This window comes from Curtobacterium sp. SORGH_AS_0776 (assembly GCF_031453355.1).
In the GTDB taxonomy this organism is placed as follows: domain Bacteria; phylum Actinomycetota; class Actinomycetes; order Actinomycetales; family Microbacteriaceae; genus Curtobacterium.
Map to the genome: position 1 here is coordinate 1188259 of NZ_JAVIYU010000001.1, position 26086 is coordinate 1214344.

Here is a 26086-nt window from a genome sequence, read left to right on the forward strand (position 1 = left end):
TTCCGTAGGGTGGTGCGCATGACCGACACCGCGCCTCCCGTCCGTCCGACCGCACTCGTCACGGGCGCGACCCGTGGGATCGGCCGGGCCATCGCGCTCGACCTGGGACGCACGCACCACGTGCTCGTCGGCGGCCGGACCGCCGCCGCCGTGGACGCGCTCGTCGCCGAGCTGCCCAGCGCGTCGCCGTTCGTGGGCGACCTCGGCGCGGGCGAGTTCCCGCCGCTGCCGGAGCGCCTCGACGTCCTCGTGCACTCCGCCGGGGTCGAGCAGGGCACGACCGTCGCGGACACCCCGCGCGAGGTGTGGGAGCAGGTCTTCGCCACGAACGTGTTCGCGGTCGCCGAGCTGACGCGGCTCGCCCTCCCGGCCCTCCGCGCGGCGCGGGGCATCGTCGTGCCGATCAACAGCGGGTCCGGGTTCCACTCCGGCCCCGGCGGTGGCGTGTACGCGGCGTCGAAGTTCGCGCTGCGGGCGTTCGCCGATGCCCTGCGGGAAGAAGAACGGGCGAACGGCGTCCGGGTGTCGAGCGTGCACCCGGGCCGGACGGACTCGGACATGCAGCGGGCGCTGACCGAGAAGCTCGGCGAGGACTACGACACCGACTACTACCTCGCGCCCTCGGACGTGGCCGACGCCGTCCGGACCGTGGTCGACCTGCCGGAGCGGGGCACGATCGAGTCGCTGGCGATCCGGCCGACGCGGCGGCGCTGACCCGCTGCGGCCAGGGGCGGGTCAGCGGAGCTCGATCCTCGTGGTGAGGTCGAGGCGGTCGAGGAACGTCTCGTCGTGACTGACCACCACGAGGGCCCCGCGGTACGCCCGGAGCGCGTCCACGAGCTGGTCGACACTCGTCAGGTCGAGGTCGTTCGTCGGCTCGTCGAGCACCAGCAGCTGCGGCGGCGGATCCGCGAGCACGAGGCTCGCCAACGCCACCCGGAACCGCTCCCCGCCCGAGAGCGCGCCGGCCGGGCGGTCGACGGTGTCCCCGCGGACCAGGAACTTCGCCAGCCGGTTCCGCACCTCCGCCGGCGGGACGTGCGGGGCATCCCGCCGGACGTTCTCGAGCACCGACAGCGCGTCGTCGAGTGAGTCCTTCCGCTGCGGCAGGTAGCCGATGCGGTCCACGTGCGGGACCGCAGTCGTGTCGGGTAACGGGTGCGCCCGCGCTCCGGGGACCCCGACGAGCTGCTCGAGCAGCGTCGTCTTGCCGAGGCCGTTGTCCCCGGCGACCGCGATGCGTTCCGGACCCTGCACGATCGTCGCCCGCCCGCGCAGCGTGATCGTCGCGATCTGCCGCGACGCCGGCACGTCCGGGTCGGGGAGCTCGACGTGGATGGACTCGTCGGCACGGAGCCGTCCTTCGGCATCGTGCTTGGCGGTCAGCGCTGCGGCCTCGTCGCCCGCGTACCCGGCGCGCAAGCGCCCGGCGGTCTGCTCGGCGTGCTTCCGTCGTTCGTCAGACCACCCCTTCGGCATGTTCTCGGCTGACTTGCGACCTGCCCGGGCCCGACGGGCGATCTTCGTCTCGGCCTCGATGCGCTGCCGCTTCTCGGTGCGGTGTCGCTGCTCGGCGACCCGGACCTCGCGTTCGACGGCGGCCTGCTGCACCGCGAGGTGCTCCTCGAAGGCGCTGAAGGTCCCGCCGAACACGGTCATGCCGCCCGCGCGGAGCTCGGCGACCTCGTCGACGTGTTCCAGGAGCTCGCGATCGTGGCTGACGACGACGAGGGTGCCCGGCCAGTCGTCGACCATGTCGAGCAACATGCTTCGCGCACGGCGGTCGAGGTTGTTCGTCGGCTCGTCGAGGAACGCGATCGGGAGCCCCCGCAGCCGGATGCCGGCGACCGCCACGAGGACGGCCTGGCCTCCGGACAGGGTGCTCACCGGACGCTCGAGGTCGGCGCCGAGGCCGATGCCGTCGAGCGCCGCAGCCGTACGTTCCTCGAGGTCCCAGTCGTCGCCCACGGCGTCGAAGTGCTCCGGAGCGGCGTCACCGCCGAGGATCGCGCGGAGGGCCGTCAGGGTCGGACGGATGCGCAGGAGGTCGGCGACCGCGTCGTCGTTCTGCGGTTGCAGGCGTTGCGGCAGGTGGTCGACGGGGCCGGATGTCGTGATGGTGCCCGACGTGGGGTGGAGCCGACCCGTGACCAGCCGGACGAGGGTCGACTTGCCGGCACCGTTCCTCCCGACCAGGCCGGTCCGGCCACGGCCGAAGGCGGTGGTGAGGTGGCTCAGCGCGACGGTGCCGTCGGGCCAGGCGAAACTGAGGTCGTTCAGGACGACGGACGGATTGATGGGCATACGGGTGCCTCCCCGGTGGTCGATGCTGGGCGCACGACACCGGACCCGCCACGGGAGGGCGGAGCGCCCGACGGGGCGCGACGATCACGGTGTCAGCGCGAGGGCTGAGCAGATCCGGTGATCGACAGCAATTCGTCCACTTCCGTCGGGGAGCCCTGCGTGACCGCCACCCGCACCGCCGGTCGGTCGTCCCGCACCGGTGGCCTCGCGATGACGACGAGGACCCGCCTACGGTACGCCGGGAGTCTCGCGCCGCGCAAGGCCCTCGAGCCGTGACAGGCTGGGGGCATGCCGGAGAACCTGCTGCCGAACCCGACCGCGAACCCCGAGACGCTCTTGCCCGCCGAGCCGGAGGTGACCGCCGCCCTCGCCGCCGACGCCCCCGTCGCGAGCGTCGTCGTGTCGCACCCGGCGTCGAGCCTGGCGTGGGCACTGCTCGCCGACGAGGCGTGGGAGCGTGGGGCGACCCTCGAGTCCTACGCCTACGCGCGGGTGGGGTACCACCGTGGGCTCGATGCGCTGCGGAAGGCGGGCTGGCGCGGCGCCGGGCCGGTGCCGTGGTCGCACGAGCCGAACCGGGGCGTGCTGCGGGCGCTGTTCGCGTTGCGGCGGGCGGCTTCGGCGATCGAGGAGCCGGGCGAGCCCGAGCGGCTGACGGAGTTCCTCGATGCGTCCGACCCGGCGGCGATCCCGGCGCTGAGCGCGTAGAGCGCCCCGCGCCCCGCGCCCCGCGGCCCGCGCGCTCGCGCTGGCGCGCCCGGCCGTCGCACAACGAAAGTCATCTCGAACCACGCTTCCGCCTGGTTCGAGGTGACTTCCGTTGTGCGAGCCGCGCCGCCTCGCGGCGAGCCGCCGGCGGCTAGCGCGCGACCGCGGTCGCGCCGCGCCGCCGCGCGAGCAGCACCCACGCACCCGCGGCGAGCAGCAGCGCCGCAACGGCCACGGTGACGAGGACGGCCGGCCCGGACACGCCCGTGAAGGCCAGCACGCCCTGCGCGCTCGCCCGCTCGGCCACGGCGTCGGACGCCCCGCGGTCACCAGCGCCTGAGGCAGCGCCCGGTCCCGCGCCGCCGCCCGCGCCCGTGCCCGGCGGTACGACCACCGACTCGACCGGCTCGACGACGACCCGGACGACCGCCACCACGGTCTGCCCCGCGTGCGTCGTCACCTGGTACCGCACCGCCGTCGCCGGTCCGGAGAACGACGACTCCGGGGTGAACGTCACCTGCACGCCCTCGACCGTCCAGACGCCCTCGCCGGGGACCCGGAGCCGCTTGCCGTCTGCCGAGAGCTCCGCCCCCTCGATCCCGTCGCCGCTCAAGCGCAGGGAGTCCGGGTCCGCCGAGCTCCCGTCGAGCGGGTCGTTCCCGAGGACGTGGATCGTCACCGGCTCACCCTGCTTCGTCGTGCCCTCGTCGTCGACCGCGACGGCCTCGGGCAGGACGACCTCGAACGCGGTCCGCTCGGCGTTGTTCGACAGCTCGACGTCGGTCACCGAACCGTCGAGCGCGATCGCGGGGCGGGCTGCGTCGAGGCGGTCGGTCGTGAAGTCCGTGACGCTCTCGACGGGCATCGTGTGGAGGCCCGAGCGGGTCGTCACCGGCACCGTCCCCCGCACCGTGATCGTGACCGCACCGCCGGGCGGGCCCGACCAGTCGGCGGCGACCGTCCCCTGTCCCGCAGCGGCGCCGCACGTCGCCCCGTCCTCCGCACGGCACGTCCACCGCAGGTCCGTCAGCGGCAGTCCCTCGGTCACCGCCACCGTGCGCGCGACGGCGGCGACCGCTCCGCCGATCGTCGCCGGCCCGTCGTTCACCGTCCGCAGCTCGAACGCGACGTCCTCGCCGGGGGTGACCGGCGCGTTCGTCAGCGCGTGGGCGGTCGTGACGACGTCGGTCGGCTGCGTCGCCCGCAGGTTCCGGATCTCGTGGAACTGCGTCCGGCCCCCGGTCGATGCGCTGAAGCCGAACCGCACCTGCTCCGGCAGCGCCGTGGCGGGGAGGTCGGCGCTGACGACCTCGCGCAGCTCGCCCGCGTCGGCGCCGGGATCGGTCGGCTCGGACATCGCGACGAGCACCCGGATCCCGCCGGCGTCGGTCGGCAGCAGATCGATCTGCACGTGACGGTGCGTGGCCGCCTCGGCCGTGGTCTCGCGGTCTTCGAGGAACCCGTCGCCGAGGTCCCCGGTGGTCGCGAGGACCGGGTAGCACTCGCGCTCCGGACCCCGGACGGTGATCGCGTTCGGGACGACGTCGGGACGCGCGAAGTTGCCGAACCGGTCGAACCCGATCCCGACCACCCCGCCGTCGAGGCCTTCCTCGCAGGGACGGGTGCCGTCGTGGTAGCCGAGGCCGGCACCGACCGGCCCGATCGCGTCGAGCGGGACGGCGGCGTCCTGCAGGAAGAACCCGATCCCGTCGGCGTACCCGGTGTCCGTCGTGCTCCACATCCGCTGGTCGAACTCGACCGTGAGGCCGTGGCTCGAGTCGTAGGGCGACTCGTTGTACACGGCGGAACTCACCCGCTTCGTGTCGTCGGTCAGCCGCAGCCACCGTCCGGCGGCACCGTGGTCGACGATCGCTGCCTGTCCGTCGTCCGTCGCGATCCGGGTCCAGCCGGCGGGCATCGTCGTGCCGACCGGCAGGCCGACGAAGGGGTCGGTGACCGGGAACGGCGCGACCGCGTGCGCGGGGGACGTCGTGGCGACCGCGGTCGCGAGGCCGCCGCCGACCACCACGAGGGCGGTCAGGGCGGCGCTCGCGACGGCGCGCCTGGGAGTGCTGTGCATGGGGTCCTCTCTGCTGGTGGAGAAGACCCTTCCGGACGCCCGACACGGGCGCAAGGAATATGTATCAGATATACGACTTCCGGGCTGCGCTCAGCCGAGCACGACGCTCCACGAGAACGCCTGCGGCCAGAGCTGGTGCTCCGGCAGCACGTCGAGGCCACACGCACGCGACCCCAGGCCGTGCTGCGCGGCGTCGAGGTACAGGTACAGGTGCTCCGACTCCGGCAGCTCGTAGGGGTGCATCGCGCGACCGATCTGCTGCGCGGTCCACGGCGACAGGGTGAACCCCGCACGGTGCGAGCCCACGGTCGACACGGTGAACGGCCCGACCGACAGCTCGCGCAGCGACGGCCGGTGCCCGGTCTCCTGCGGCATCGAGTACTCGACGCCGAGCGACCGCACCGGCGCCGAGAAGCGTCCGACGCGGGCGGCGTGCGACGAGTCCGCGTACGACTCGAGCGGCCCCGTGCCGAACCACGACGCGTCCGAGTCGGCCAGGGACGCCGGCAGGTCGAACCGCACGCCGATCCGTGGCCACGTGACGTCCCACGCGCCGAACGGCACCGCGTCGGTCTGCAGCAGCAGCCCGGCGTCGGTCAGGGTCCAGCGGTGCGTGACGTCGACGCCCCAGCCGCTGTTCGCCGCCGCGACGCGGACCCGCTGCTCGAGCCCGGAGTCCGTCCGCGACACCGACACGAGCCGGTGCGTGAGCCGGTCCAACCCGCGTTCCCGCCAGCGTGTGGCCGACGGGGGAGCGTCCGGGTCGCCCACGCCGTGCGTCAGCACCGGGTCGGCCGTCTCGTACCCGCCCTGCGACGCCAGGCTGTCGTTGTCGGTCGGTGCGCGCCACAGCTCGAGTCGCGGCCCGGCCACCTCGTGCCCCTTCCAGGACACCAGGTCACCGCGGGCCGAGAACGTCCCGTCGCCGAGTCGGTCGCCGTCCCACCCCTGACCGGAGGCCCGTGGCACGTCCGCCTCGCGCGATGCGACGAGCGTCTGGGTGCGTGCCAGGACGTGGCCGGTGTCCGCCCACGAGGTCGGCCCCGCCAGTTCCGCCGTGACGTCGAACCACAGCTCATCACCGGGTGCGAGCGCCGCGGTCGCGGCTTCGAGCACCTCATCCGGCACCGGCACCGTGGCGGAGGACCGCGCCGCGACGACGCCCGGCGTGAACCGGCCCTCGTGCTCCACCACGCCGTTCCGGGACAGCGTCCAGTGGAACCGCAGTCCCGCGGTCGAGGCCGAGTGGTACCGGTTCTCGATGAGCACGGTGGTGTCCGACGCGGACAGCCGGATCGGCGCCACGACGGCCGCGAACTCAGCCAGCCCCGGCGTCGGGGTGTCGTCGGGCAGCACCAGGCCGTCCATCACGAAGTTGCCGTCGTGGACGACCTCGTGGAAGTCGCCGCCGTACGCGTAGTAAGGCCGTCCGTCGGGGGTGTGCGCGAGCAGCCCGTGGTCCCGCCACTCCCACACGAACCCGCCGTGCAGCCGCGGGTACTTGTCCACGAGGGCCTCGTACTCGGCGATCTGGCCGGGTCCGTTGCCCATCGCGTGCACGTACTCGCAGTGGATGAACGGCTTCGACCGCTGGCGAGCCGCCTCGGCCGGGCCGCAGCCGAGCAGAGGCGTTGCCGGACCGCCGCCGATCGACTCGGTCTCCTGCAGCGACGGGTACATGCGCGAGTACACGTCGGTGTAGGCGCCCGTGTAGTCGCCCTCGTAGTGGACCGGACGTTCGTCGTCGCGGTCGTGCACCCACTGCGACATCGCGGCGAGGTTGCGGCCGGTCCCGGACTCGTTGCCGAGCGACCACATCACGATCGACGCGTGGTTCTTGTCGCGCTCGACGGTCCGCGCGATGCGGTCGAGGTACGCCTCGCGCCAGGCCGGGTCGTCCGACGGGTTGCCGACCCAGCCGGTGAAGATGAACCCGTGCGTCTCGAGGTCGCACTCCAGGATCACCCAGAAGCCCAGCTCGTCGGCGAGGTCGAGCACACGGGGGTGGGGCGGGTAGTGCGACGTCCGGATGGCGTTGACGTTGTTCCGCTTCATGAGCGCCATGTCGGCGCGTGCGTGCTCCTCGTCGAACACCCGACCGCGCACGGGGTGGGTCTCGTGCCGGTTCACGCCGTGGAACACCACGCGCTCGCCGTTCACCAGGAACCGATCGCCCTCGATCGACACGGTGCGGAAGCCGAGCCGCAGCGACACGGTCTCACCACCGGCGCTCCCACCGGCTGCGGTCCCGGTGGACAGCGTCGCGTCGTACAGCGTCGGGAGCTCGGCGCTCCACGGCTCGACACCCTCGACGGTGATCGGTCCGACCTCGTCGGCGGACGCCCACGAGACGTCGACGCCGAGCGCGGGCACCGTGAAGCGCACCGGGAACGCAGCATCGACGGTCGGGAACGAGATCGTCCCCGTGCCGGTCGACGGTCGGCCGGACGCCGCGGTCCCGGCGCTCGCCGCACTCCCGAGCACGGCGGTCCACCCGGCCTGGACGAACACGTCATCGATCGGGGCGGTCGGCCGCGCCAGCAGCGTGACGTCGCGGAAGATCCCGGGCAGCCACCACTGGTCCTGGTCCTCGAGGTACGAGGCCGCCGACCACTGGTGCACCCGGACGCGGACCTCGTTCGCCCCCGGTCGCAGCACGGACGTGACGTCGAACTCCGTCGCGAGCCGCGACCCGGTCGACCATCCGATGAGGACGCCGTTCACCCACACCCGGAAGTGCGACTCCACCCCGTCGAACCGGAGCAGCACCCGGGCCGCGGCGTCGAAGGACGTCGGGACGTCGAAGGTGCGGCGGTAGTCGCCGGTCGGGTTCTCCTCCGGCGGGTGCGGCGGGTCGATCGGGAACGGGTACTGCAGGTTCGTGTAGCTCGGCGCGCCGTGCCCGTGCAGCACCCAGTGCGCCGGCACCGGGATCGTGCCCCACTCGTCCTCCGGCCCCGGTTCCGGGACGTCCGCGACGGGCGACCACCGGAAGTCCCACTCCCCGTCCAACGACAGGGCGGGAGCGTCCGTGTGCAGCCAGGCCCGTGGGGCCAGTCGGGTGTCCGAACCGGGGGCGGTGGAGGAGAGTGCGGCGATGGTCAACCCTTGACCGATCCTTCCGTGAGGCCCCCGCGCCAGAAGCGCTGCAGGACGATGATGGCGATGACGAGCGGGATGACCGAGACGAGCACCCCGCCGGTGGTGAGCTGGTAGAACTCCGGCAGCCGGTCCACCTGCGAGCGCCAGTTGTTGAGTCCCAGTGTGATCGGGTACAGCTTCTGGTCGGCCAGCATGATGAGCGGCAGGAAGAAGTTGTTCCAGATGCCGACGACCTGGAACAGGAACACGGTGACGAGTGCCGGCGTCATCTGCCGGAGCACGATCGTGTGGAAGATCCGGAGCTCGCCGGCCCCGTCGATGCGTGCCTGCTCGAGGAGTGCGGTGTCCACCGACGCCGCGGCGTACACCCGGCAGAGGAACAGGCCGAACGGTGAGACGAGGCTCGGGATGAGCACGCTCCAGTACGTGTCGGTCAGGCCCAGCGTCGAGAACAGCAGGAACAGCGGCAGCGCCGTCGCCGTCCCCGGCACGAGCACGCCGCCGAGGATCGTGCCGAACACGAGCTGCCGACCCCGGAACTCGTACTTCGCGAGCGCGTAGCCACCCGCCGCGGCGAAGTACGTCGCGAGGACGGCGCCGACGCCCGAGTACAGGATGCTGTTCGCGATCCAGCGGACGAAGATGCCGCCGTCGTACGTGAACACCTGCTGGAGGTTGCTGAACAGCGCGAAGTCGCCGCCGAACCAGAACCCGTTCGTGGCGAACAGTGCGCCGGTGGTCTTCGTCGCGGCGATGATCACCCAGTACAGCGGGACGAGGAAGTAGATCGCGACGATGACGAGGATGCCCGTCACGACGATCTGCGACTTGCCGGAGCGGTCGAGCTTGCGGCGCTGGTGCGCCGAGATCGACGTGGTGTCCACCGGGACCGCGGTCTTCGCGGTGGCCGGCGCTTCGATGGCTTCGCTGCTCATGCGTCCGCCCCCTTCGTGACGGTGGTGCCGTGGTCCGGACCGGAGCGGCCCTGGAGGTGCGGTGCGGCCTGGGTGGTGACCGTCCCGGCCGACGCGACGCGCGTCTGGAGCGCGACCCGCGCCTCCTGGCCGTCCCGCTTCGCCCGCCTGCGGCGATCCCGCTCGTCCTTCGGCGGACGGTTCGTCAACGCGAGGAACGCGAACGACAGGATGAACGCTGCCAGCGCGATGATGACCGCCTGCGCACTCGCGACGCCGTACTCGTTGAACGCGAACGCGTTCGTGTAGGCGGCGTAGTTCGGCGTGTACTCGGTGTCGATCGCGGGGGCGACCGTGGACAGGATCTGCGGCTCCGCGAAGAGCTGCAGCGTGCCGATGATCGAGAACACCGTCGTGAGCACGAGTGCCGGCGCGATGAGGGGGATCTGGATCCGCCACGCGACCTGGAACGCGTTCGCGCCGTCGACCTTGGCGGCCTCGTAGACCTCGCCGGGGATGGACTTCAGCTGCGCCACGATGATGAGCATGTTGTAGCCGGTGTACGTCCACGTGACGATGTTCGCGATCGACCAGAGCACGCTGTTCGCGCCGAGGAAGTCCGGCTGGAGCCCGATCCCCTGCAGCAGCGACACGATCGGCGACAGGCCCGGCACGTACAGGAACGACCACAGGATCGTCGCGATGACGCCGGGGACGCCGTACGGCATGAAGTAGATCGCACGGAAGAAGCCCGGCCAGCGGGCGCTCGCCGACTCGAGCAGCAGCGCGAGGATCGTGCAGGCGATGATCATCACCGGGACCTGCACGATGCCGAACAGCAGCATGCGGCCGATCGAGGCGACGAAGCCGGCGTCCTGCAGGGCGATCGCGTAGTTGTCGAACCCGGCGAACCTGCCGACGACGCCGTCCTCGCCGAACAGCCCCTCGCGGTCGACGGTCGTGAACGACTGGAACAGCGCGCTGATGATCGGGATGATGAACGTCAACACGAACAGGGCGAGGAAGGGTGCGAGCAGGATCCACGGGGCGCGCTTCTGGGCGACCGTGGCCTTCGTGCTCGTGCGGAAGCCGTTCTTCGGCTGCGTCGTGGTCATCGTGCCGTCCTCACGCTGAGGCCCTTGTCCTTGAAGGACTGGACGATCTCCTTCTGGGCGAGCTCCACCGCGTCGGTGAGCTTCAGCCCACTCGTGAGCTTGCGGCGGAACTGGTTCTGCAGACTCGTGAACGCCGACTGCGTCACGGGCGACCAGGACCACTCGACGTTCTGCTCCTGGGCGGCGGGGACGAAGACGTCCTCGTTGTAGTTCTGCCCGGAGAACCACTTGCTCGGCTGCTCGCGCTGCGCCCCGATGTAGTCCTTCGCGGGCGACCACCCGATGCCGCAGTACTTGATCATCGCGTCGATGCCCTCCTTGGAGGTGGTCATCCACGTGATGAACTCGAGCGCTTCCTTCGGGTGCTTCGCGTTGGCGAGCACCGCGGCTGTCGAACCGCCGATCGCGCTCGACCCGAACCCGGTGTCGCCCCACTTCTGCATGGGTGCGACCTTCCACTTGCCCTCGCCGCCCTGGACGGACTCGATGAGGGCGTCGCCCCAGCTCGCGCTCGTGACGGCCGCGATCTTGCCGCTCGCAGCCGAGGCGTACCAGCCGGGGGAGTACGCGCCGGCGCTCGTGTCGACGAGCTTGTCGTCGATCACGCCGTCGAAGAACTCGGCGACCATCAGGGTCTTCTCATCGGTCATGTCGACGACCCACTCGTCACCGTCGACCTTGAACCACCGGGCGCCGGCCTGCTGCGCGTACGCGGCGAAGGGGGAGGCGTCCGAGACCGGGAAGACCTCGAGGTAGTTCTGCGCCCCGGTCTTCCGGACCTTCTCGGCGAGGTCGCGCCACTCGTCCCACGTCGTCGGGGGTTCGCCGCCGGCCTGCTCCAGGAGCGCCGTCTGGTAGTAGAACCCCATGGGGCCGGTGTCCTGGGGGATGCCGTAGATGCCGTCCACGAACGAGACCTGCGCCCAGGCGGCGTCGTCGTACTTCGACTCGAAGTCCTTCGCGCCGTAGCGGGCGAGGTCGACCAGGCCGTTGGCGAGCATGAACTCGGGGATCTGACGGAGCTCGACCTGCCCGATGTCCGGGCCACCACCGGCCGCGAGCGCGGAGTACATCTTCTGGTACCCGCCGCTGTTGCCGCCCGGGATCCAGTTCGCGGTCACCTGGATGTCCGGGTGGGTCTTGTTCCAGACGTCGCAGACCTTCTGCAGGTCCTTGAGCCAGGCCCAGTAGGTCAGTTCGACCTTCTGCCCGCTCGCGGCGGCGGGGATGAGCGCCGCCTTGTTCACGTTCGTCGAGCCCGGCACCGCGCAGCCGGCGAGCAGTCCGGTCGCGGCCGCGCCGAGGCCGAAGCCCAGCAGTTGTCGTCGGGAGATGGGCCGTCGGTTCGGTGGAGGCGTCATTGCCGGGACTCCGGTTCGTCGTCGAGCGGGATGTCTCCAACCCAACCACAAAACCGAACGCAGCTGTACTTTCACGAAGACTCTGGACGTTCCCTCCGGACGTGGAACACCGTGCCCCGCCGGGGTGGAGTGTGGGCCAACACGAAACGTCGGGGTCCGTGACAGCCCCGGCATCCGTCCGAGAGGAGCTGCCATGACGTCGACCAACGCGACGAGCGAACTGCACGGGATCCTGGGACAGCGGCTGGAGGGCGGTGGGACCTGGGCCTGGGCGTACGCCGACGTCTCCGGCAACGTGGAGGACCCCCGACGGCAGGCGGCGCTGAAGCTGCGTGCGGTCGAGGAGGCACTCCGTGCGCAGGGTGCGACCGACGACGTGGTCGACCTCGTCGCCGGCGAGTTCGAGCAGGAACCCGGCGTCCCCTCGCCCGTCACCCGGTACGTGCTGGTCCACGACGGTGCGCTCGTGCTGAGCGAGGTCCTGCCCGGCCACCTGCACGGCGCGGAGTCGGTCGGCGTCGGTGCCGTCCCCGACCTCGTGCCGCTCGTCGCCCACCGGCCCGTCGACCTGCCGTTCCTGGTGGTGCACGCCGGCAAGGAGGGCGGAGCCTTCCGTGCCTACCGACTCGGCCACGCGCCGCTCGACGCGACCGGCGGTGAGCAGCAGGTCCAGGGGCGCAACGACACCCTGCACTACGCCAAGGCCGGGACCGGGTGGAAGCAGCCGCACTGGCAGCAGCACACCGAGGAGATCTGGAAGCAGAACTCGTCGGAGACCGCAGCCGCCGTGGACGAGGCCGTCCGGACACTCCGCCCCGGACTCGTCGTGGTCGCCGGGGACGTCACCGCGCGGGAGCTCCTCGTGAAGGCGCTGTCGTCGGAGACCCGTGCGCTGACCTCCGTCTTCCCGGGCGACCCCCGCGCCGACGCCTCGTCGAAGCAGGCGTTCGTCGAGCACGTCGAGACCGCGCTCGCTCGAGTCGTCGCCACCCGACGCCACGACCTCGAGGACCTGCTCCGCACCCACGTCGGTCGGGGCGACAACCTCGCGGTGACCGGGCTCGGAGCAGTCGTCGGGGCGTTGCAACAGGCGCAGGGATCGGTCGTCGCGCTCGACGCCGTGGCGGTCGGGGAGCGGACGCTCCTCGCGCTCGCCGGTGCCCCGTGGGTGGCGACGGCGCCGGAACAGGCTGCCGGGACGCCCGTCATCGGAGCGGTGCCGGCGGTGTGCGCGCTCGTGCGTGCGGCGGTGCTGACGGACGCGGAGCTCGTGCTCGTCAACGCGGCGTCGCTGCCGGGCGGGGTCGCGGCGGCGGCGTTGCTGCGGTGGCCGGTGGGGCCGGCCGTGCCCGCCTGATGCGGTGACCACCTGACGGACGGGAGGCGCGGTGCCGGCTGGCACCGCGCCTCCCGTCCGTCCCGCGGTCAGTCGTGGGAACGATCGCGCCGGGGCACCAGCGGCAGCGCCAGCAGCGGCAGCACCCCCACGATCGAGAATGACGCCGCGAACCCGAGCGCCCCGACGAGCGCGCCGACCCCGGGACCCACGGCGCTCGCCGCGATGAACTGCCCGGTGTTCTGCGCCCCGAGCGCCCGCCCGGACCAGAACGGCCCCGCGGCCTCGGCCACCGACGTGTACGCGAGCCCGTTGTCCGCGACGGTGACGCTCGTGGCGACGACGAGGAACACCGCGGCGGCGGCGAGGTGCGTGGCGTCCACCAGCGCCAGCAGCCCCATCGCCACGGCGGCGCTCACCGCGACGATCCGCAGCGGGCCGACGCGCGAGGCGGCGCGGTCGCTCCAGGCGCCGACGAGGATCCTCCCGACGGCGCCGACGAACTGCGACGCCCCGACGAGCAGTCCCGCGGCCGGGGTCGACCAGCCGAGGCCGACGAGCCACACCAGGCCGTACGTGGACAGTGTGAACTGCGGTACGACGAGCAGGACCGACACCGCGTGGATCCGCCACAGGAACCCGTTCGCCCGGTACGGGTTCGCGACGTGCTCCACCGGGGCGTCCGCACGCGCGGGCCGGGGCGGGTTCGCGATGCCGATCGCGCACAGCGCGGCGAGCACGGCGCACAGGACCACGGGCAGGACGAGGGCCGCGCGGATGCCGTCCGCCTCGGCGAGCTGCGGGACCGTGACGGCCGCGAGCGTCACCCCGAGCGGCTGCGACATCTGCCGGATGCCCATCGCGAGGCCGCGCCGCTCCTTCGGGAACCACCCCACCACGACCCGTCCGCTCGCGGCGTTCGTCGAGGCGCTCGTCATGCCGGCGGCGAGGAACGCCAGGCCGAGCAGCACTGGGTCACCCGCTGCCAGCCAGGCCCCGACGACCGCGAGGGTCGTGAGGACGAGCCCGCCCGCGATGACGACGCGCTCGCCGACGCGGTCGGTGATCGCGCCCCAGGCGATGAGCGTCAGGACCATGCCGAACGTCGGTGCGGCGGCCAGGAGTCCGGCGAGGGTCAGCGGCGTGCCGTGGGCGTGCAGGTACGGGATGAGCAGCGCGGGGGCGGACACCACGAGGGTGCCGGCGGCCTGGGCGGCGACGCCGAGGCCGAGCATCGTCCAGGCGCGGGAGGTGGTGGTCACGAGATCGTTTCAGTGTGGAACGGATTGGTATACCATTACGGTATACCATCCGGTCTGGATCGCCGCTAGGCTGGATCGCCGTGACCGAGACGACCGATGCAGCGCCCGTGTCGCAGACGAGCCAGCTCTACGACAACCTCCGAGCCGCGATCCTCACGCTCGAGATCGCCCCGGGGGAGCGCATCTCCGAGCGGGGGCTCGAGGCGCGGTTCCATGCCTCACGGACCCCCGTGCGCGCAGCCCTGTCGCGGCTCGAGCGCGAAGGGCTCATCCTGCACGAAGGCCGCTCGTGGACGGTCACCCCGATCGACCTCGACGAGATCGCCTCGCTCGCGGAACTCCGCGGCGTCCTCGAACCCGCCGCCGCCCGGCTCGCGGTGGCACGCGCGTCCGAGGAGCAGCTCGCCGAGGTCCGCGGCCACCTCGACACCCTCCGGCCGACGCCCGACCAGCAGGCCGGCATCCGGATGGGCTCGACGTTCCACCTCGACCTCGCCGCGCTCGGCGGCAACCGGTTCATCACCGACGCCATCGCCGACGCACTCACCCGTCTGGAGCGCACGCGCTGGATCGAGGTGCGGACGCCCGAGGCCCGCGACGCCGCGTGGGAGGAGCACAGCGCCATCATCGACGCCGTGCGCTCCGGGGACGCGGACCGCGCGGCCGAGCTGCTCGCGGCGCACGTCGCCGGCACGAACGACCGGCTGCTGGCGTGGATCGCGCAGGAGCGCCGGCGTCTGCGGGGCGCCGGCATGGCGATCGTGGGCAGCACCGAGCGCTGACGCGACGGCCGTGCCGTGGACGCGCCCACCTGCGGAGGGCGCGGTGCGGGGCGGACCCGCACCGCGCCTCCGGGAAGGCCGCTACGGTTTCGTCGCCGCGTCCTCGGCCGCGTCGATCTGGTCGAAGATCCAGGCGTTGCCGCCGTCGGAGTGGTCGAGCAGTGCGTCGCGCACCTCGGCCTCGTCGGTGGTGAGCCGGATCGCGCTCTTGCTGCCGGACCGTGTCGATTGGGACATCGCGTCTTCTCCTGTGTGTGTGGGCACCGTCGTTGGTGCGCTTCCTCACGGGACGTGCTGAGGTCGTGACAGTGTTGCGCGCGCTGTCCGGATCGCGCAAGGGGTTTCCGTCACATGTGGGAAAGTCCCGGTCTGCACCATGCCTAGGATGGTCCGGCCGCGCGGCTCGCGGCACGACACCAGCGGACGTCGGACAGGAGGGACGGGCTTGGCCGAGCAGCGCACCGCACCTCCCACGGTCTACGACGTGGCCTCCGCGGCGGGCGTCTCCATCGCCACCGTCTCCCGCGTGCTCCGCACGCCGGACGCCGTCCGCGAGGGCACGCGCGACCGGGTCCAGGCGGCGATCCGGACGCTCGGGTATGTGCCCTCCGGGAACGCACGGGCCCTCGCGGGCAAGCGCACCGGCGTGGTCGGACTGCTGCTGCCCGGGTTCGACGTCGTGCCGGACGAACGCCCCGACCTCGTCACGGACGGCGGCGTGCGGGTCGTCGACGACCGGCGGCACGTGACGCAGCCGTTCTCGTCCAACCTGTACTTCGACGAGGTCCTGCGCGGCGCCGAGACCGAGGCGTGGCAGCGGGGTCTGGCGCTGATGGTGGCCGCGGGGCGGGGGTCCTCGCGGGACGTGATCGTGAACGACGTCGCCGGCCGGGTCGACGGTCTCGCGGTGCTCGCCCAGACGGTGCCGGACGACCTGCTCGAACACGTCGCCCGACGGATCCCGGTCGTGGTGCTCGCCGACGACCGGCGCTCGCACGGGTTCGACTCGGTGAGCGTGGACAACGCCGCGGGCATGCGGACACTCGGCGCGCACGTGATCGGGCGCCTCGGCATCCGGTCGTCGCTCGTGTACCTGGCGGGGCCGATCGACTCGCCGGACGACATCGAACGCTCCGCGGGGTTCCGCCAGGCGCTCGAGGACCACGGGGTGCCGGCGTCGTCGGTGCGTGTCGTGCACGGCGACTTCGGGCGCGCGCGGGCCCGGGAGCTCGCGGCACTGCTGCTCGACGGGGACGCCGTCCCGCGGGCGATCGTCTGCTCGAACGACCAGTCGGCGCTCGGGGTGCTCGACGCCGCGGGGGCGCGGGGTGTGCGGGTGCCGGAGGACCTCGTCGTGACGGGCTTCGACGGCATCGACGCGGGTCGGTTCTCGTCGCCGCGCCTGACCACCGTGCACCAGCCGATGGGGGAGCTCGGGCGTGCGGCGGTGCGGGCGATCGTGGACCGGCTGGAGCGCCGCGAGGGGCCGCCGCGGGCGATGCGCCTGCCGGTCGAGGTGCTCCTGCGCGAGAGCTGCCCGCCGGCGCTGTAGGTGGCGGCTGCGCCGCGCCCACACGTGCCGCCCCGCGAAACAACCCACCCGGTTGCGCGATGCGATGTAAGCGCATACATTGTCTCCGTACCGACTCGACACGGAGGTCGACCGAGCAATGACGCTTCCCCCACAGCGCGTCCCAGCGCGCACCCCGGGCACCCGCCGGGGACGGAGAGGCCGCCTCATCGCGGCCATCGCCGGCATCGCGGTCGTGGCCCTCGCGGCCACCGGCTGCAGCATCCAGGTCCGGTCCCAGCCGGACCCGAGCATCGGCAAGGACACGATGCTCATCAACGCGGACCACGGCAACCCGCTGTTCGACCGCAACTTCAACCCGTACATCGCGAACGCCCGCACGGCGAGCAAGTGGATGTACGAGCCGCTCATCGAGATCAACCCCCTCGACGGCAAGGGCACCCCGTGGCTCGCGAGCAGCTGGGACCAGCCGGACGCGCGCACGATCGACATGACGATCCGCAAGGGTGTCGAGTGGTCGGACGGCTCGCCGTTCAGCGCGAAGGACGTCGTCTTCACGTTCGACCTGCTCAAGAAGTTCCCGGCGATGGACGTCAAGGGCGCCTGGCAGCACATCGACAGCATCGAGAGCAAGGACGGCCACGTCGTCTTCCACCTCAAGGGCGACGACGTGCCGAGCCTGAACATCATCGGCGCGACGTACATCCTCGGCGAGAAGCACTACGGCGGCGTGAAGGACCCGACGACCTGGCGTGACCCGAACCCCGTGGGGACCGGTCCGTTCGTGCTCGGCAACTACACCGACCAGCAGTACTCGATGGACAAGAACCCGAAGTACTGGCAGGCCGACAAGATCGCCATCAAGCACCTGATCCTCCCGGCGACGAACACGCAGCTCGACACCGTCACGCGCGGCTACGACTGGGCGTACTCCTTCATCTCCGACGTGAAGGGCACCTGGGGAGCGGCATCGAAGACGAACACGTGGTGGTTCCCGGCCGGCGGCGTCATCGGTCTCATCCCGAACCTGACGAAGGCGCCCTACAACGACGTCAACGTCCGGAAGGGCATCTCCCTCGCCCTGGACCGCGACGACATCGCCGAGACCGCGTCCGAGGGCAACCTGGCGGCGGCGGGCCAGACCGGCCTGATCCTGCCGAACCAGGAGAAGTACCTCAACCCGGACATCCCCGACCAGGGCATGATCGCGCAGGACGTCGACGCCGCGAAGCAGGCGTTCGCGAAGTCCGGCTGGACCGAGCAGGACGGCAAGATCATGAAGGACGGCAAGCAGCTGTCCATCACGATCATGACCGCGAACGGCTACTCGGACTGGCTCCGCGCCGCGCAGACCGTGCAGCGCAACCTCACGGCCATCGGCATCAAGGTGTCGATCCAGGCGCCGCAGCCCGCCGGCTACCAGTCGAACATCAACAACGGACAGTTCGACATGGCGATGGGCGGCATGGGCAACGGTGACGTCTACCAGGCGTTCAACTCCTTGCTCAGCAGCGACTTCTACCAGCCGGTCGGCAAGTCGACGGTGAACAACTTCGAGCGGTACCAGAACGCCGACACGCAGAAGCTCCTCGACGAGTACAAGGCGACGACGGACACCGCGAAGCAGCAGGAGATCCTCAACCAGCTGCAGGAGATCGTGTACGACGACCTGCCCGTGATCGGCATGTACTACGGCGGACTCTGGGGCCTGTTCAACACCGGCAAGTTCGTCGGCTGGCCCAGCGCCGAGGACCCCTACATGGCGCCGCAGAACTACGACTCGGCACCGCTGCTCATCTTCTCGAAGCTGCGGCTCCGCGACAGCGCAGCCGGCCGGGCGATCATCAAGGCCGAAGAGGACCAGAAGTGAAGTACATCCTCCAGAAACTCGTCCTCTTCGTCCTGACCCTCTGGGCCGCGGTCACGCTGAACTTCGTGCTCCCGCGACTCATGCCCGGCAGCCCGACCGACGCCGCTCTCGCGAAGCTCAGCCAGAACGGCCCGGTCACCGACGCCACCAAGAAGGCCATCGAGGCCCAGCTCGGCGTCCCGAGCGGCAACCTCTGGGACCAGTACGTCAGCTACCTGCACCAGGTCATCACCCTCGACTTCGGCACGAGCTACACGTTCTACCCGCAGCCCGTCGGCGACCTCGTCGCCCAGGCCCTGCCGTACACGCTGATCCTCGTCGGCGTCGTGACGATCCTCGCGTTCGTGCTCGGCACCCTGATCGGTGTCGGCGCGGCCTGGAAGCGCGGCACCTGGCTGGACTCGCTGCCGACCCTGTCGGGCTCGTTCATGTCGACGTTCCCGTACTTCTGGACGGCGCTCCTGCTGCTGTTCTTCCTCGGCTACGTCCTGCACTGGTTCCCGACGACGGGCGCCTACTCCGCGACGACGACCCCGGGCCTGAACGGTGCGTTCCTCGGGGACGCCCTGCAGCACGCGGTCCTGCCGGCGATCACGATCCTCGTGACGAGCCTCGGCGGCTGGATCATCGGCATGCGCAACGCCATGATCAACACCCTCGGTGACGACTACGTGACCTTCGCCGAGGCGAACGGTCTCCGCGGTCGCACCGTGGCGATCCGGTACGCGGCCCGCAACGCGATCCTGCCGAACCTGACCGGTTTCGGTCTGGCCCTCGGTGGTGTGGTCGGCGGTTCGGTCCTGGTCGAGCAGGTGTTCGGCTACCCGGGCATCGGCTACCTGCTGTTCAACGCCGTGATCGGGCAGGACTACCCGCTCATGCAGGCCCTCTTCCTGATGATCACCGTGTCGGTGCTCATCGCCAACTTCATCGTGGACGTCCTCTACGGCGTCCTGGACCCGAGGACGCGCCGATGACCACGATCGCAGTTCGCACGCAAGCAGAAGAACCCACCGCCCCGAGCAAACTCCGAGCCGCCGCCCGCCAGTTCGGCGTCGTCTGGAGCAACACCAAGGCCCGGATCGGCATCATCATCCTCGCCGTCTTCGTGATCGTGGCGATCTTCGCCCCGCTCCTCGCCCCGTACGGCGCGAGCCAGAACGGGTTCGCCCGGAGCGCCGACGCCACCGGTGCGCACTGGATGGGCACGACCGCCGCCGGCGAGGACGTCCTGTCGCAGATCATCTACGGCGCCCGGATCTCCGTGCTCGTCGGTGCCGTCGCGGGGCTGCTGTCCACGCTCGTCGCCGTCGCGATCGGCCTGAGCTGGGGCTACGTCCGCGGCTGGATCGCCGAGGTCATCGGGTTCATCGTGAACCTCTTCCTCGTCATCCCCGGTCTGCCGCTCATGATCGTCATCGCCGCGTACCTGCAGAACGGCGGCATCGCGGTCATCATCGCGGTGATCGTGGTCACCGGCTGGGCCTGGGGCGCGCGCGTCCTGCGCAGCCAGACGCAGTCCCTCCGCGGTCGTGACTTCGTGACGGCGGCCCAGTTCTCCGGCGACGGTGCGACGCGCATCGTGTTCCGCGAGATCCTGCCGAACATGACGAGCCTCATCGTCGGCTCGTTCTTCGGTGCGGCCACGAGCGCGATCCTCGCCGAGGCGGGCCTCGAGTTCCTCGGACTCGGTGACTCGTCCATCGTGAGCTGGGGCACGATCCTCTACTGGGCGCAGAACTCGAACGCCCTGCTGACCGGTCAGTGGATCCTGCTGTTCGCCCCGGGTCTCTGCATCGCGCTCCTCGCGATGAGCCTGACCCTGATCAACTTCGGCGTCGACGCCGTGTCCAACCCGCGACTGCGCGAAGGCGCGCGTCGCAAGCGCAAGGAGGCCACCGCATGAGCGGCTCGCGTTCCGAACCGATCGACGGCCTGGAGGCGCGGGACGGCGCCGCCACGCGCCTCCCGTCCGACGCCACGAGCGCCACGCAGGACGTGCTGCTCGACGTCCGCGACCTGTCGGTCGTGTACGAATCGGCCGGCCAGGAGGCCGTCCAGGCGGTCGACCACGTGTCCTTCCAGCTGCGGAAGGGCGAGTTCGTCGGCCTGGTGGGGGAGTCGGGTTCCGGCAAGTCGACCCTCGGCTACGCGCTGACCCGGCTGCAGAAGCCGCCGGCTCGGACCAACGGCGGCAACATCTTCTTCGGCGGCCACGACATCCGCGACCTCGACGAGGAAGCCCTCCGGCAGCAGCGCCAGGGCGGGTTCGCGATGGTGCTGCAGTCCGGTATGAACGCGCTCAACCCGGTGCGGACCATCCGCAACCACTTCATCGACATCTTCAGGGCCCACGGCCACGTGTCGCGTGATCGCTGGGACGCCCGGATGAAGGAGCTCATCGAGAAGGTGAAGCTCCCCACCGCCATGCTGGCCCGGTACCCGGGAGAGCTGTCCGGCGGCATGCGGCAGCGCGTGTCGATCGCCCTGGCGCTCTCGCTCGAGCCGCAGCTCATGGTGTTCGACGAGCCGACCACCGCGCTCGACGTCCTCGTGCAGCACGCCGTGATGGACACCATCATCGAGCTGCAGCAGTCCGAGGGGTTCACGGCCATCCTGATCAGCCACGACCTCGGCATCGTCCTCGAGGCGACCGAGCGCGTGCTCGTCATGCACGAGGGCCGCATCGTCGAGGACGGTGGCTCGAAGGAGATCCTCCGCGACCCGCAGGACGAGTACACGCAGATGCTGCTGTCGCACTACGCCGACCCGCGGGCGTCGGTCGTGTCGCTGCCGGGGTTCCCGGACCGGGCGGTCCGTGCTGCTTCAGGCGAGAAGCGGCAGGAGACGACCTCGTCGTTCAGCACGGTCGGCTCCCGCGAGCGCAGCGCCGCCCGCAACCCGATCGTGGTCGAGCACCTCGTCAAGACCTACCCGGCACCCCGTCGCGGCGAGCAGCCGGTGCAGGCGGTGCGCGACGTGTCGTTCACCCTCGAACCCGGGCAGTCGCTCGCCCTCGTCGGCCAGTCCGGTTCGGGCAAGTCGACGATCGCGAAGATGCTGACCGGCGTCGAGAAGCCGACGACCGGCACGGTCCGGTTCGGCGACACGGACGTGGCGAAGCTCGGGAGACGGGGGTTGAAGGACCTCCGCTCCGAGGTGCAGATGGTGTTCCAGGATCCCTACGCCGCGCTCAACCCGCTGCACACGGTCGAGTACACGCTGTCCCGCCCCGTCGCGAACTACACGAACCTGCGCGGGCGCGATGCCCGGAAGCGCGTGCTCGAGCTGCTCGAGACCGTGGGCCTGACCCCGGTGGAACAGTTCGCGCAGAAGCTCCCGCACCAGCTCTCGGGTGGCCAGCGCCAGCGCGTGGTCATCGCCCGGGCGCTCGCGTCCGACCCGCAGGTGATCATCGCCGACGAGCCGGTCTCGATGCTCGACGTGACGCTCCGTGCCGGGGTGCTCGCCCTGCTCGAGGACCTCCGCGAGCAGTGGGGCGTCTCGCTCCTCTACATCACCCACGACCTGCTCAGTGCGCGGCTCATCACGGACGACATCATGGTGCTGCACGACGGCGCCGTGGTCGAACGGGGCCGCACGGCCGAGGTGCTGCAGCACCCGCAGGACGACTACACGGTGGCGCTGCTCGACGCGGTGCCGAACCCACGACGGGCGCTGCTGGCATGAGCACGCTCCGCGACTTCCCGTCCGTCCCGCCGTTCGGACACCTGCCCACCCCCGAGGGGGTCGACGTCGTCGGCATCGACCTCCCCGTCGGCCGGCTCACCGCATACCGCGTCGTGCCTCCCGGGCCGTCGAAGGGCACCGTCCTCGTCGTCCCCGGGTACACCGGTTCGAAGGAGGACTGGCGCACGTTCATGCCGCTCCTCCGGGACGCCGGCTGGACCGCGGTGGCGATCAGCCGCCGCGGCCAGGCCGACTCGGCGCGCGCATCGGGGCCGTCCGGCTACACGCTGGCGGAAGAGGCCGCCGATGTCGTCCGGGTCGCACGGCTGCTCGACGACGGCGCTCCCGTGCACCTCATCGGCCACTCGCTCGGCGGCGTGATCGTCCGCGAGGCGGCCATCGCCGACCCGAGCGCCTTCCGCGACGTGGTGCAGTTCTGCTCCGGACCGTACGGCTGGCCATACCGCAAGGTCGCCGAGTTGACGATCCTGCACGACACCGGCGGCAACCTCCGCCAGCTGTTCGACTCCACCAACCCGCTCTGGGCGTACCGGCCGGACGAGGAACTCCCCGACGACCCACGGTTCGTCCGTGACCGCTTCGACGCGCACGACCCCGCGAGCGTCGTCGCCGGCGGGCACATCCTCGAGGACCACACCGACTCCTCCGCCGCACTCCGCGCCACCGGGCTCCCGGTGCTCGTGACCCACGGCGAGTGGGACGGCGCCTGGCCGATCCCCTGGCAGCGGCAGATGGCGGAGGACACCGGAGCCGCCTACGAGGTGATCCCCGAGAGCTACCACGGCCCGCAGGTCGAGAACCCGTCGGCGACGCTCCACACCTTCGACCGCTTCCTGTCACAGCACTGAAAGGCACGATCATCACCACGCTGCAGTTCCCGAAGGGCTTCCTCTGGGGTGCCGCCACCGCCGCGCACCAGATCGAGGGCAACAACGTCAACAGCAACTGGTGGGTGCACGAGCACGAGCCCGACACCACCATCGTCGAGCCCTCGGGTGACGCCGCCGACAGCTACCACCGGTACCGGGAGGACATCCGCATCGCGGCCGACCTCGGGCTGAACTCCTACCGGTTCAGCATCGAGTGGGCACGGATCGAACCCGAGCGCGGGTTCGTCAGCAGGGCCGAGATCGACCACTACCGCCGCATGGTCGAGACCTGCCACGAGTTCGGCATCGAACCGATCGTCACGCTCATGCACTTCACCGTGCCGCGCTGGTTCGAACGCGACGGCTTCTGGCGCGCTCCCGACGCCGCCGACCTCTTCGCCCGCTACACCGAGGCCGCGCTCCCCGTCGTGCAGGACGGCGTCCGCTACGTCTGCACGATCAACGAGCCGAACATCGCGGCGATGCTCGCCGGCGGTGAGGACGCGGCGAACCTGGTCGCCTACGGCCTGCCGAACCCGGACCTCGGGGTCGCCGACGCCCTGCTCGCCTCGCACAAGCGGTCCCGCGAGGTCCTGTCGCAGGTGTCCGGCCTGCAGTCCGGCTGGACCATCGCGACGCAGGCGTTCCGGTCGAACGGGGAGCCCGGTGCCGACGAGATGCTCCGCGAGTACGGGTACCCGCGCGACGACTGGTACCTCGAGAACGCCGCCGGTGACGACTTCCTGGGCGTGCAGGCCTACACCCGCACCTTCATCGGACCGTCGGGCCCCCTCCCGGTGGCCGACGACGTCGAGACGACCCTGACCGGGTGGGAGTTCTACCCCGAGGCCTCGGCCGACGGGCTCCGCAGCGCGTGGGAGCTCTCCGGGCACGTGCCGATGATGATCACCGAGAACGGGATCGCCACCGCCGACGACTCCCGCCGGGTGGCCTACACGCAGGGTGCCCTCGAGGGGATCCACGCCTGCATCGAGGACGGCATCGAGGTCCTCGGCTACCAGCACTGGTCGCTGCTCGACAACTACGAGTGGGCGTCGGGCTTCCGCCCGACGTTCGGGCTCGTGTCGTGGGACCCGGTGACGTTCGCCCGGACGCCGAAGGACTCGGCGCGGTGGTACGGGCGGGTCGCCGCCGCCAACGCGCTCACGGTCTGAGACCCAGCCGGAGGGCGGACGGGAGGCGCGGTGCCAGCTGGCACCGCGCCTCCCGTCCGTCGTCAGTCGCCTTGGGGCGGCTCGTGCGCCGGCCGGTCGAACCAGGCCAGGAGGATCTCCTCCGCCCGGCGAGAGCCGCGCTCGTGGGCGATGTCCATCGCGGTGCGCCCCTCGGCGTCCTCGACCCGGACGTCCGCACCGCGTTCGAGCAGTGCCTCGGTCGTGCCGCGGTTGTCGAACCAGACGGCCGCGTGCAGCGGCGCGAAGCCCCACCGCGGGTCGACCTCGTCGATGCCAGCGGGGTCCTGACCGATGCCGTCGAGCGCCAGCGAGAGGCCGCCGACGTCTCCGTGCGCCGCAGCCCGCACCGCCGGGGTCGCCCACTCGACCCAGCCGTCCGGGACCGGGCCGTGCCAGCCGTGGGCAGGGCGTGACTCGAGCGCTGCCCAGTCCTCTTCGTCGACCGGCCGCACCTCGATCACGACGTCGCGGAAGTGGATCGCGAGCTCGCCGGTGGGGGAGACGAGCAGGCGCAGTTCCCAGACGTCGGCGTCCACGTGTGCGATCTCGCCGCGGGAGACGTGGACGTCACCGGCGAGCAGGTCGAGCGCCTCCGTGTCGGACGGATCGAGCACGGCGCGGTCGAAGCGGAGGGACACCCGCGCGTGGTTCCACCGGCGCCAGAGGCCGTCCGGAGTGTCGAGCACCTCGTCGTTGCGGACGACGAACACGGCGTGGACGGTGTGGGTCGGTGTGGCGTCGACGCCAGCGTCGCCGTGGCGGCCGGCCTCCTCGATGCGCCAGCTCTGGATGCGGGACTCGCTCCACGTGACGGACGCGAGGGCGGCCACGGACGGCGGGGCGTCGGTCACCAGGCGCGCGAGGTGCTCGGGGTAGCCGTCGACGTCCTCGAGGGAGACGTACCCGACGGCGGGCCAGCCCACTCGACTCCATCGCACGGTGACGACCTTAGCGGCAACCTGATTCGACCCTGTGTATATGACATGCAGAAAGCTCGGATCGGCCGATCTGATCATCCAGGCTGGAGTCATGCGCCGACTTCCTCGCGACCCGATCCGCCTCCTCTCCTCGTACCTCCGCATGGGCTCGGCGGCGATCCGGGTCCGCTTCGGTCGCCGGTCGCTGGTCGCTCCCGGGGGGCCGGTGGTGTCACTCACGACCTTCGGCGTGCGGGCGAGATCGGTCCATCTCACGCTCGCCTCGATCGGACGCGGCTCGGTTCGACCTTCGCGGCTCATCGTCTGGATAGACGATGCGGAGCTCGTCCGTTCACCGCCTCGGGGTCTGTCCAGGCTTCGCCGTCGCGGGGTCGAGGTGCGGCTCTGCGACGACCTCGGGCCGCACAAGAAGTACTTCCCGTACGTGTCGAGCATCGCTCGGCATCGCGTGGCGGTGGTCACCGCCGACGACGACGTGCTCTACCCGCCGCGGTGGTTGGAGACGCTCGTCGCGGACCACCGTCGGCACCCGGACGCGATCGTTGCGCACCGGGTGAACCGCATCGTGGTGGACGGGGCCGCCGTGGCGCCGTACGAGCGCTGGGGGCGGGCGACCTCGGAGCGACGAACGCCGCGCAACTACGCAGTGGGGGTCAAGGGGATCCTCTACCCGCCGCAGTTCCTCGACGTGCTGCGCGAGCGGGGTGACGGGTTCACGGAAGTCGCTCCGGGATCCTCGGACACGTGGCTCCACCACTGCTCCCTCCGCGCAGGCGTCCCCGTGCTCCCGGTCGTGGCGCTCGGCGGCGCGGGGTTCTGGCCGGTCCGAGGACTGCGCCGCTCGCCCGCGTTGCTCGAACAGAACGTCCGGGCGGGTCGGAACGACCGCGTCCGCGCGGCATTGTGGTCGTCCGCCGACCTGCAGATCGTGCTTCAAGATCACTGGGATAGCTGTTGATATAACACATTTCATGTTGTAATGAAGAGTACAGACGGGAAGGTGACCG

Annotated in this window: 21 protein-coding genes; 12 read left to right on the plus strand and 9 right to left on the minus strand. The window is 71.1% G+C overall.

The window, feature by feature from the left end; all coding sequences use genetic code 11:
* The first annotated feature begins 18 nt into the window (after positions 1 to 18).
* On the plus strand, positions 19 to 714 hold the full coding sequence (locus QE359_RS06070) for an SDR family oxidoreductase (protein WP_092384992.1): 696 nt from the start codon (positions 19 to 21) through the stop codon (positions 712 to 714).
* A 21-nt stretch (positions 715 to 735) separates the two neighbouring features.
* Here the strand turns inward: QE359_RS06070 and QE359_RS06075 are convergent, their stop codons facing one another.
* Positions 736 to 2304, minus strand: coding sequence for an ABC-F family ATP-binding cassette domain-containing protein (locus QE359_RS06075; RefSeq protein ID WP_309778245.1), 1569 nt, complete (start codon positions 2302 to 2304; stop codon positions 736 to 738).
* Between the two features lie 288 nt (positions 2305 to 2592).
* Between QE359_RS06075 and QE359_RS06080 the strand changes: the two genes are divergently transcribed.
* Positions 2593 to 3012, plus strand: a complete 420-nt coding sequence (locus QE359_RS06080; protein ID WP_071294394.1) for a DUF3151 domain-containing protein — start codon at positions 2593 to 2595, stop codon at positions 3010 to 3012.
* A 151-nt stretch (positions 3013 to 3163) separates the two neighbouring features.
* Here QE359_RS06080 and QE359_RS06085 read toward each other — a convergent pair whose 3' ends face one another.
* The 5 genes from QE359_RS06085 to QE359_RS06105 all read right to left on the minus strand — a co-directional run bounded on the left by QE359_RS06085 (position 3164) and on the right by QE359_RS06105 (position 11584).
* Positions 3164 to 5092 carry a lectin-like domain-containing protein gene (locus QE359_RS06085; RefSeq protein ID WP_309778246.1) on the minus strand — a complete coding sequence of 643 codons (1929 nt, stop codon included), beginning with the start codon at positions 5090 to 5092 and terminating at the stop codon, positions 3164 to 3166.
* A 90-nt stretch (positions 5093 to 5182) separates the two neighbouring features.
* Complete coding sequence (locus tag QE359_RS06090) at positions 5183 to 8197, minus strand: glycoside hydrolase family 2 TIM barrel-domain containing protein (RefSeq protein ID WP_309778248.1); 3015 nt, start codon at positions 8195 to 8197, stop codon at positions 5183 to 5185.
* A complete protein-coding gene (locus QE359_RS06095; protein WP_092384698.1) occupies positions 8194 to 9129 on the minus strand; it encodes a carbohydrate ABC transporter permease in 936 nt (311 codons plus the stop codon). Before QE359_RS06095 ends, QE359_RS06090 begins: the two co-directional genes overlap by 4 nt.
* Positions 9126 to 10223, minus strand: coding sequence for a sugar ABC transporter permease (locus tag QE359_RS06100; protein ID WP_309778250.1), 1098 nt, complete (start codon positions 10221 to 10223; stop codon positions 9126 to 9128). The genes QE359_RS06095 and QE359_RS06100 overlap by 4 nt, the downstream gene beginning before the upstream one ends.
* Positions 10220 to 11584, minus strand: a complete 1365-nt coding sequence (locus QE359_RS06105; RefSeq protein ID WP_070417094.1) for an extracellular solute-binding protein — start codon at positions 11582 to 11584, stop codon at positions 10220 to 10222. Before QE359_RS06105 ends, QE359_RS06100 begins: the two co-directional genes overlap by 4 nt.
* A gap of 193 nt (positions 11585 to 11777) precedes the next feature.
* Between QE359_RS06105 and QE359_RS06110 the strand changes: the two genes are divergently transcribed.
* A complete protein-coding gene (locus QE359_RS06110; RefSeq protein ID WP_092384694.1) occupies positions 11778 to 12941 on the plus strand; it encodes a Vms1/Ankzf1 family peptidyl-tRNA hydrolase in 1164 nt (387 codons plus the stop codon).
* Positions 12942 to 13009: 68 nt separating this feature from the next.
* Here QE359_RS06110 and QE359_RS06115 read toward each other — a convergent pair whose 3' ends face one another.
* Positions 13010 to 14155: an MFS transporter gene (locus QE359_RS06115; protein ID WP_309780403.1), complete on the minus strand. Its 1146-nt coding sequence runs from the start codon at positions 14153 to 14155 to the stop codon at positions 13010 to 13012.
* 107 nt (positions 14156 to 14262) lie between these two features.
* On the opposite strand from QE359_RS06115, the gene QE359_RS06120 reads away from it, so the two are divergent.
* Complete coding sequence (locus tag QE359_RS06120) at positions 14263 to 14964, plus strand: GntR family transcriptional regulator (protein ID WP_254790679.1); 702 nt, start codon at positions 14263 to 14265, stop codon at positions 14962 to 14964.
* A gap of 81 nt (positions 14965 to 15045) precedes the next feature.
* On the opposite strand, the gene QE359_RS06125 is transcribed toward QE359_RS06120, so the two are convergent.
* The gene (locus QE359_RS06125) at positions 15046 to 15201 is read right to left on the minus strand and encodes a hypothetical protein (RefSeq protein WP_156794780.1); all 156 of its coding nucleotides are present in this window, start codon (positions 15199 to 15201) and stop codon (positions 15046 to 15048) included.
* Positions 15202 to 15409: 208 nt separating this feature from the next.
* On the opposite strand from QE359_RS06125, the gene QE359_RS06130 reads away from it, so the two are divergent.
* The 7 genes from QE359_RS06130 to QE359_RS06160 all read left to right on the plus strand — a co-directional run bounded on the left by QE359_RS06130 (position 15410) and on the right by QE359_RS06160 (position 24120).
* Positions 15410 to 16516 carry a LacI family DNA-binding transcriptional regulator gene (locus QE359_RS06130; RefSeq protein ID WP_309778253.1) on the plus strand — a complete coding sequence of 369 codons (1107 nt, stop codon included), beginning with the start codon at positions 15410 to 15412 and terminating at the stop codon, positions 16514 to 16516.
* Positions 16517 to 16634: 118 nt separating this feature from the next.
* Positions 16635 to 18365 (plus strand): ABC transporter substrate-binding protein, encoded by a 1731-nt coding sequence (locus QE359_RS06135; RefSeq protein ID WP_309778254.1) that lies wholly within the window; start codon positions 16635 to 16637, stop codon positions 18363 to 18365.
* Positions 18362 to 19342, plus strand: coding sequence for an ABC transporter permease (locus tag QE359_RS06140; RefSeq protein WP_070417091.1), 981 nt, complete (start codon positions 18362 to 18364; stop codon positions 19340 to 19342). The genes QE359_RS06135 and QE359_RS06140 overlap by 4 nt, the downstream gene beginning before the upstream one ends.
* Complete coding sequence (locus tag QE359_RS06145; RefSeq protein WP_070417090.1) at positions 19339 to 20271, plus strand: ABC transporter permease; 933 nt, start codon at positions 19339 to 19341, stop codon at positions 20269 to 20271. The genes QE359_RS06140 and QE359_RS06145 overlap by 4 nt, the downstream gene beginning before the upstream one ends.
* Positions 20268 to 22055, plus strand: a complete 1788-nt coding sequence (locus tag QE359_RS06150; protein ID WP_309778256.1) for an ABC transporter ATP-binding protein — start codon at positions 20268 to 20270, stop codon at positions 22053 to 22055. Before QE359_RS06145 ends, QE359_RS06150 begins: the two co-directional genes overlap by 4 nt.
* Entirely contained in the window at positions 22052 to 22924 is an 873-nt protein-coding gene (locus tag QE359_RS06155; protein WP_309778258.1) for an alpha/beta fold hydrolase, read from the plus strand. Before QE359_RS06150 ends, QE359_RS06155 begins: the two co-directional genes overlap by 4 nt.
* A gap of 8 nt (positions 22925 to 22932) precedes the next feature.
* Positions 22933 to 24120, plus strand: a complete 1188-nt coding sequence (locus tag QE359_RS06160; protein WP_396127751.1) for a glycoside hydrolase family 1 protein — start codon at positions 22933 to 22935, stop codon at positions 24118 to 24120.
* 62 nt (positions 24121 to 24182) lie between these two features.
* Here QE359_RS06160 and QE359_RS06165 read toward each other — a convergent pair whose 3' ends face one another.
* Positions 24183 to 25079, minus strand: coding sequence for a hypothetical protein (locus QE359_RS06165; RefSeq protein WP_309778259.1), 897 nt, complete (start codon positions 25077 to 25079; stop codon positions 24183 to 24185).
* Between the two features lie 376 nt (positions 25080 to 25455).
* Between QE359_RS06165 and QE359_RS06170 the strand changes: the two genes are divergently transcribed.
* Complete coding sequence (locus tag QE359_RS06170; protein ID WP_309778261.1) at positions 25456 to 26037, plus strand: glycosyltransferase family A protein; 582 nt, start codon at positions 25456 to 25458, stop codon at positions 26035 to 26037.
* Positions 26038 to 26086 lie beyond the last annotated feature (49 nt).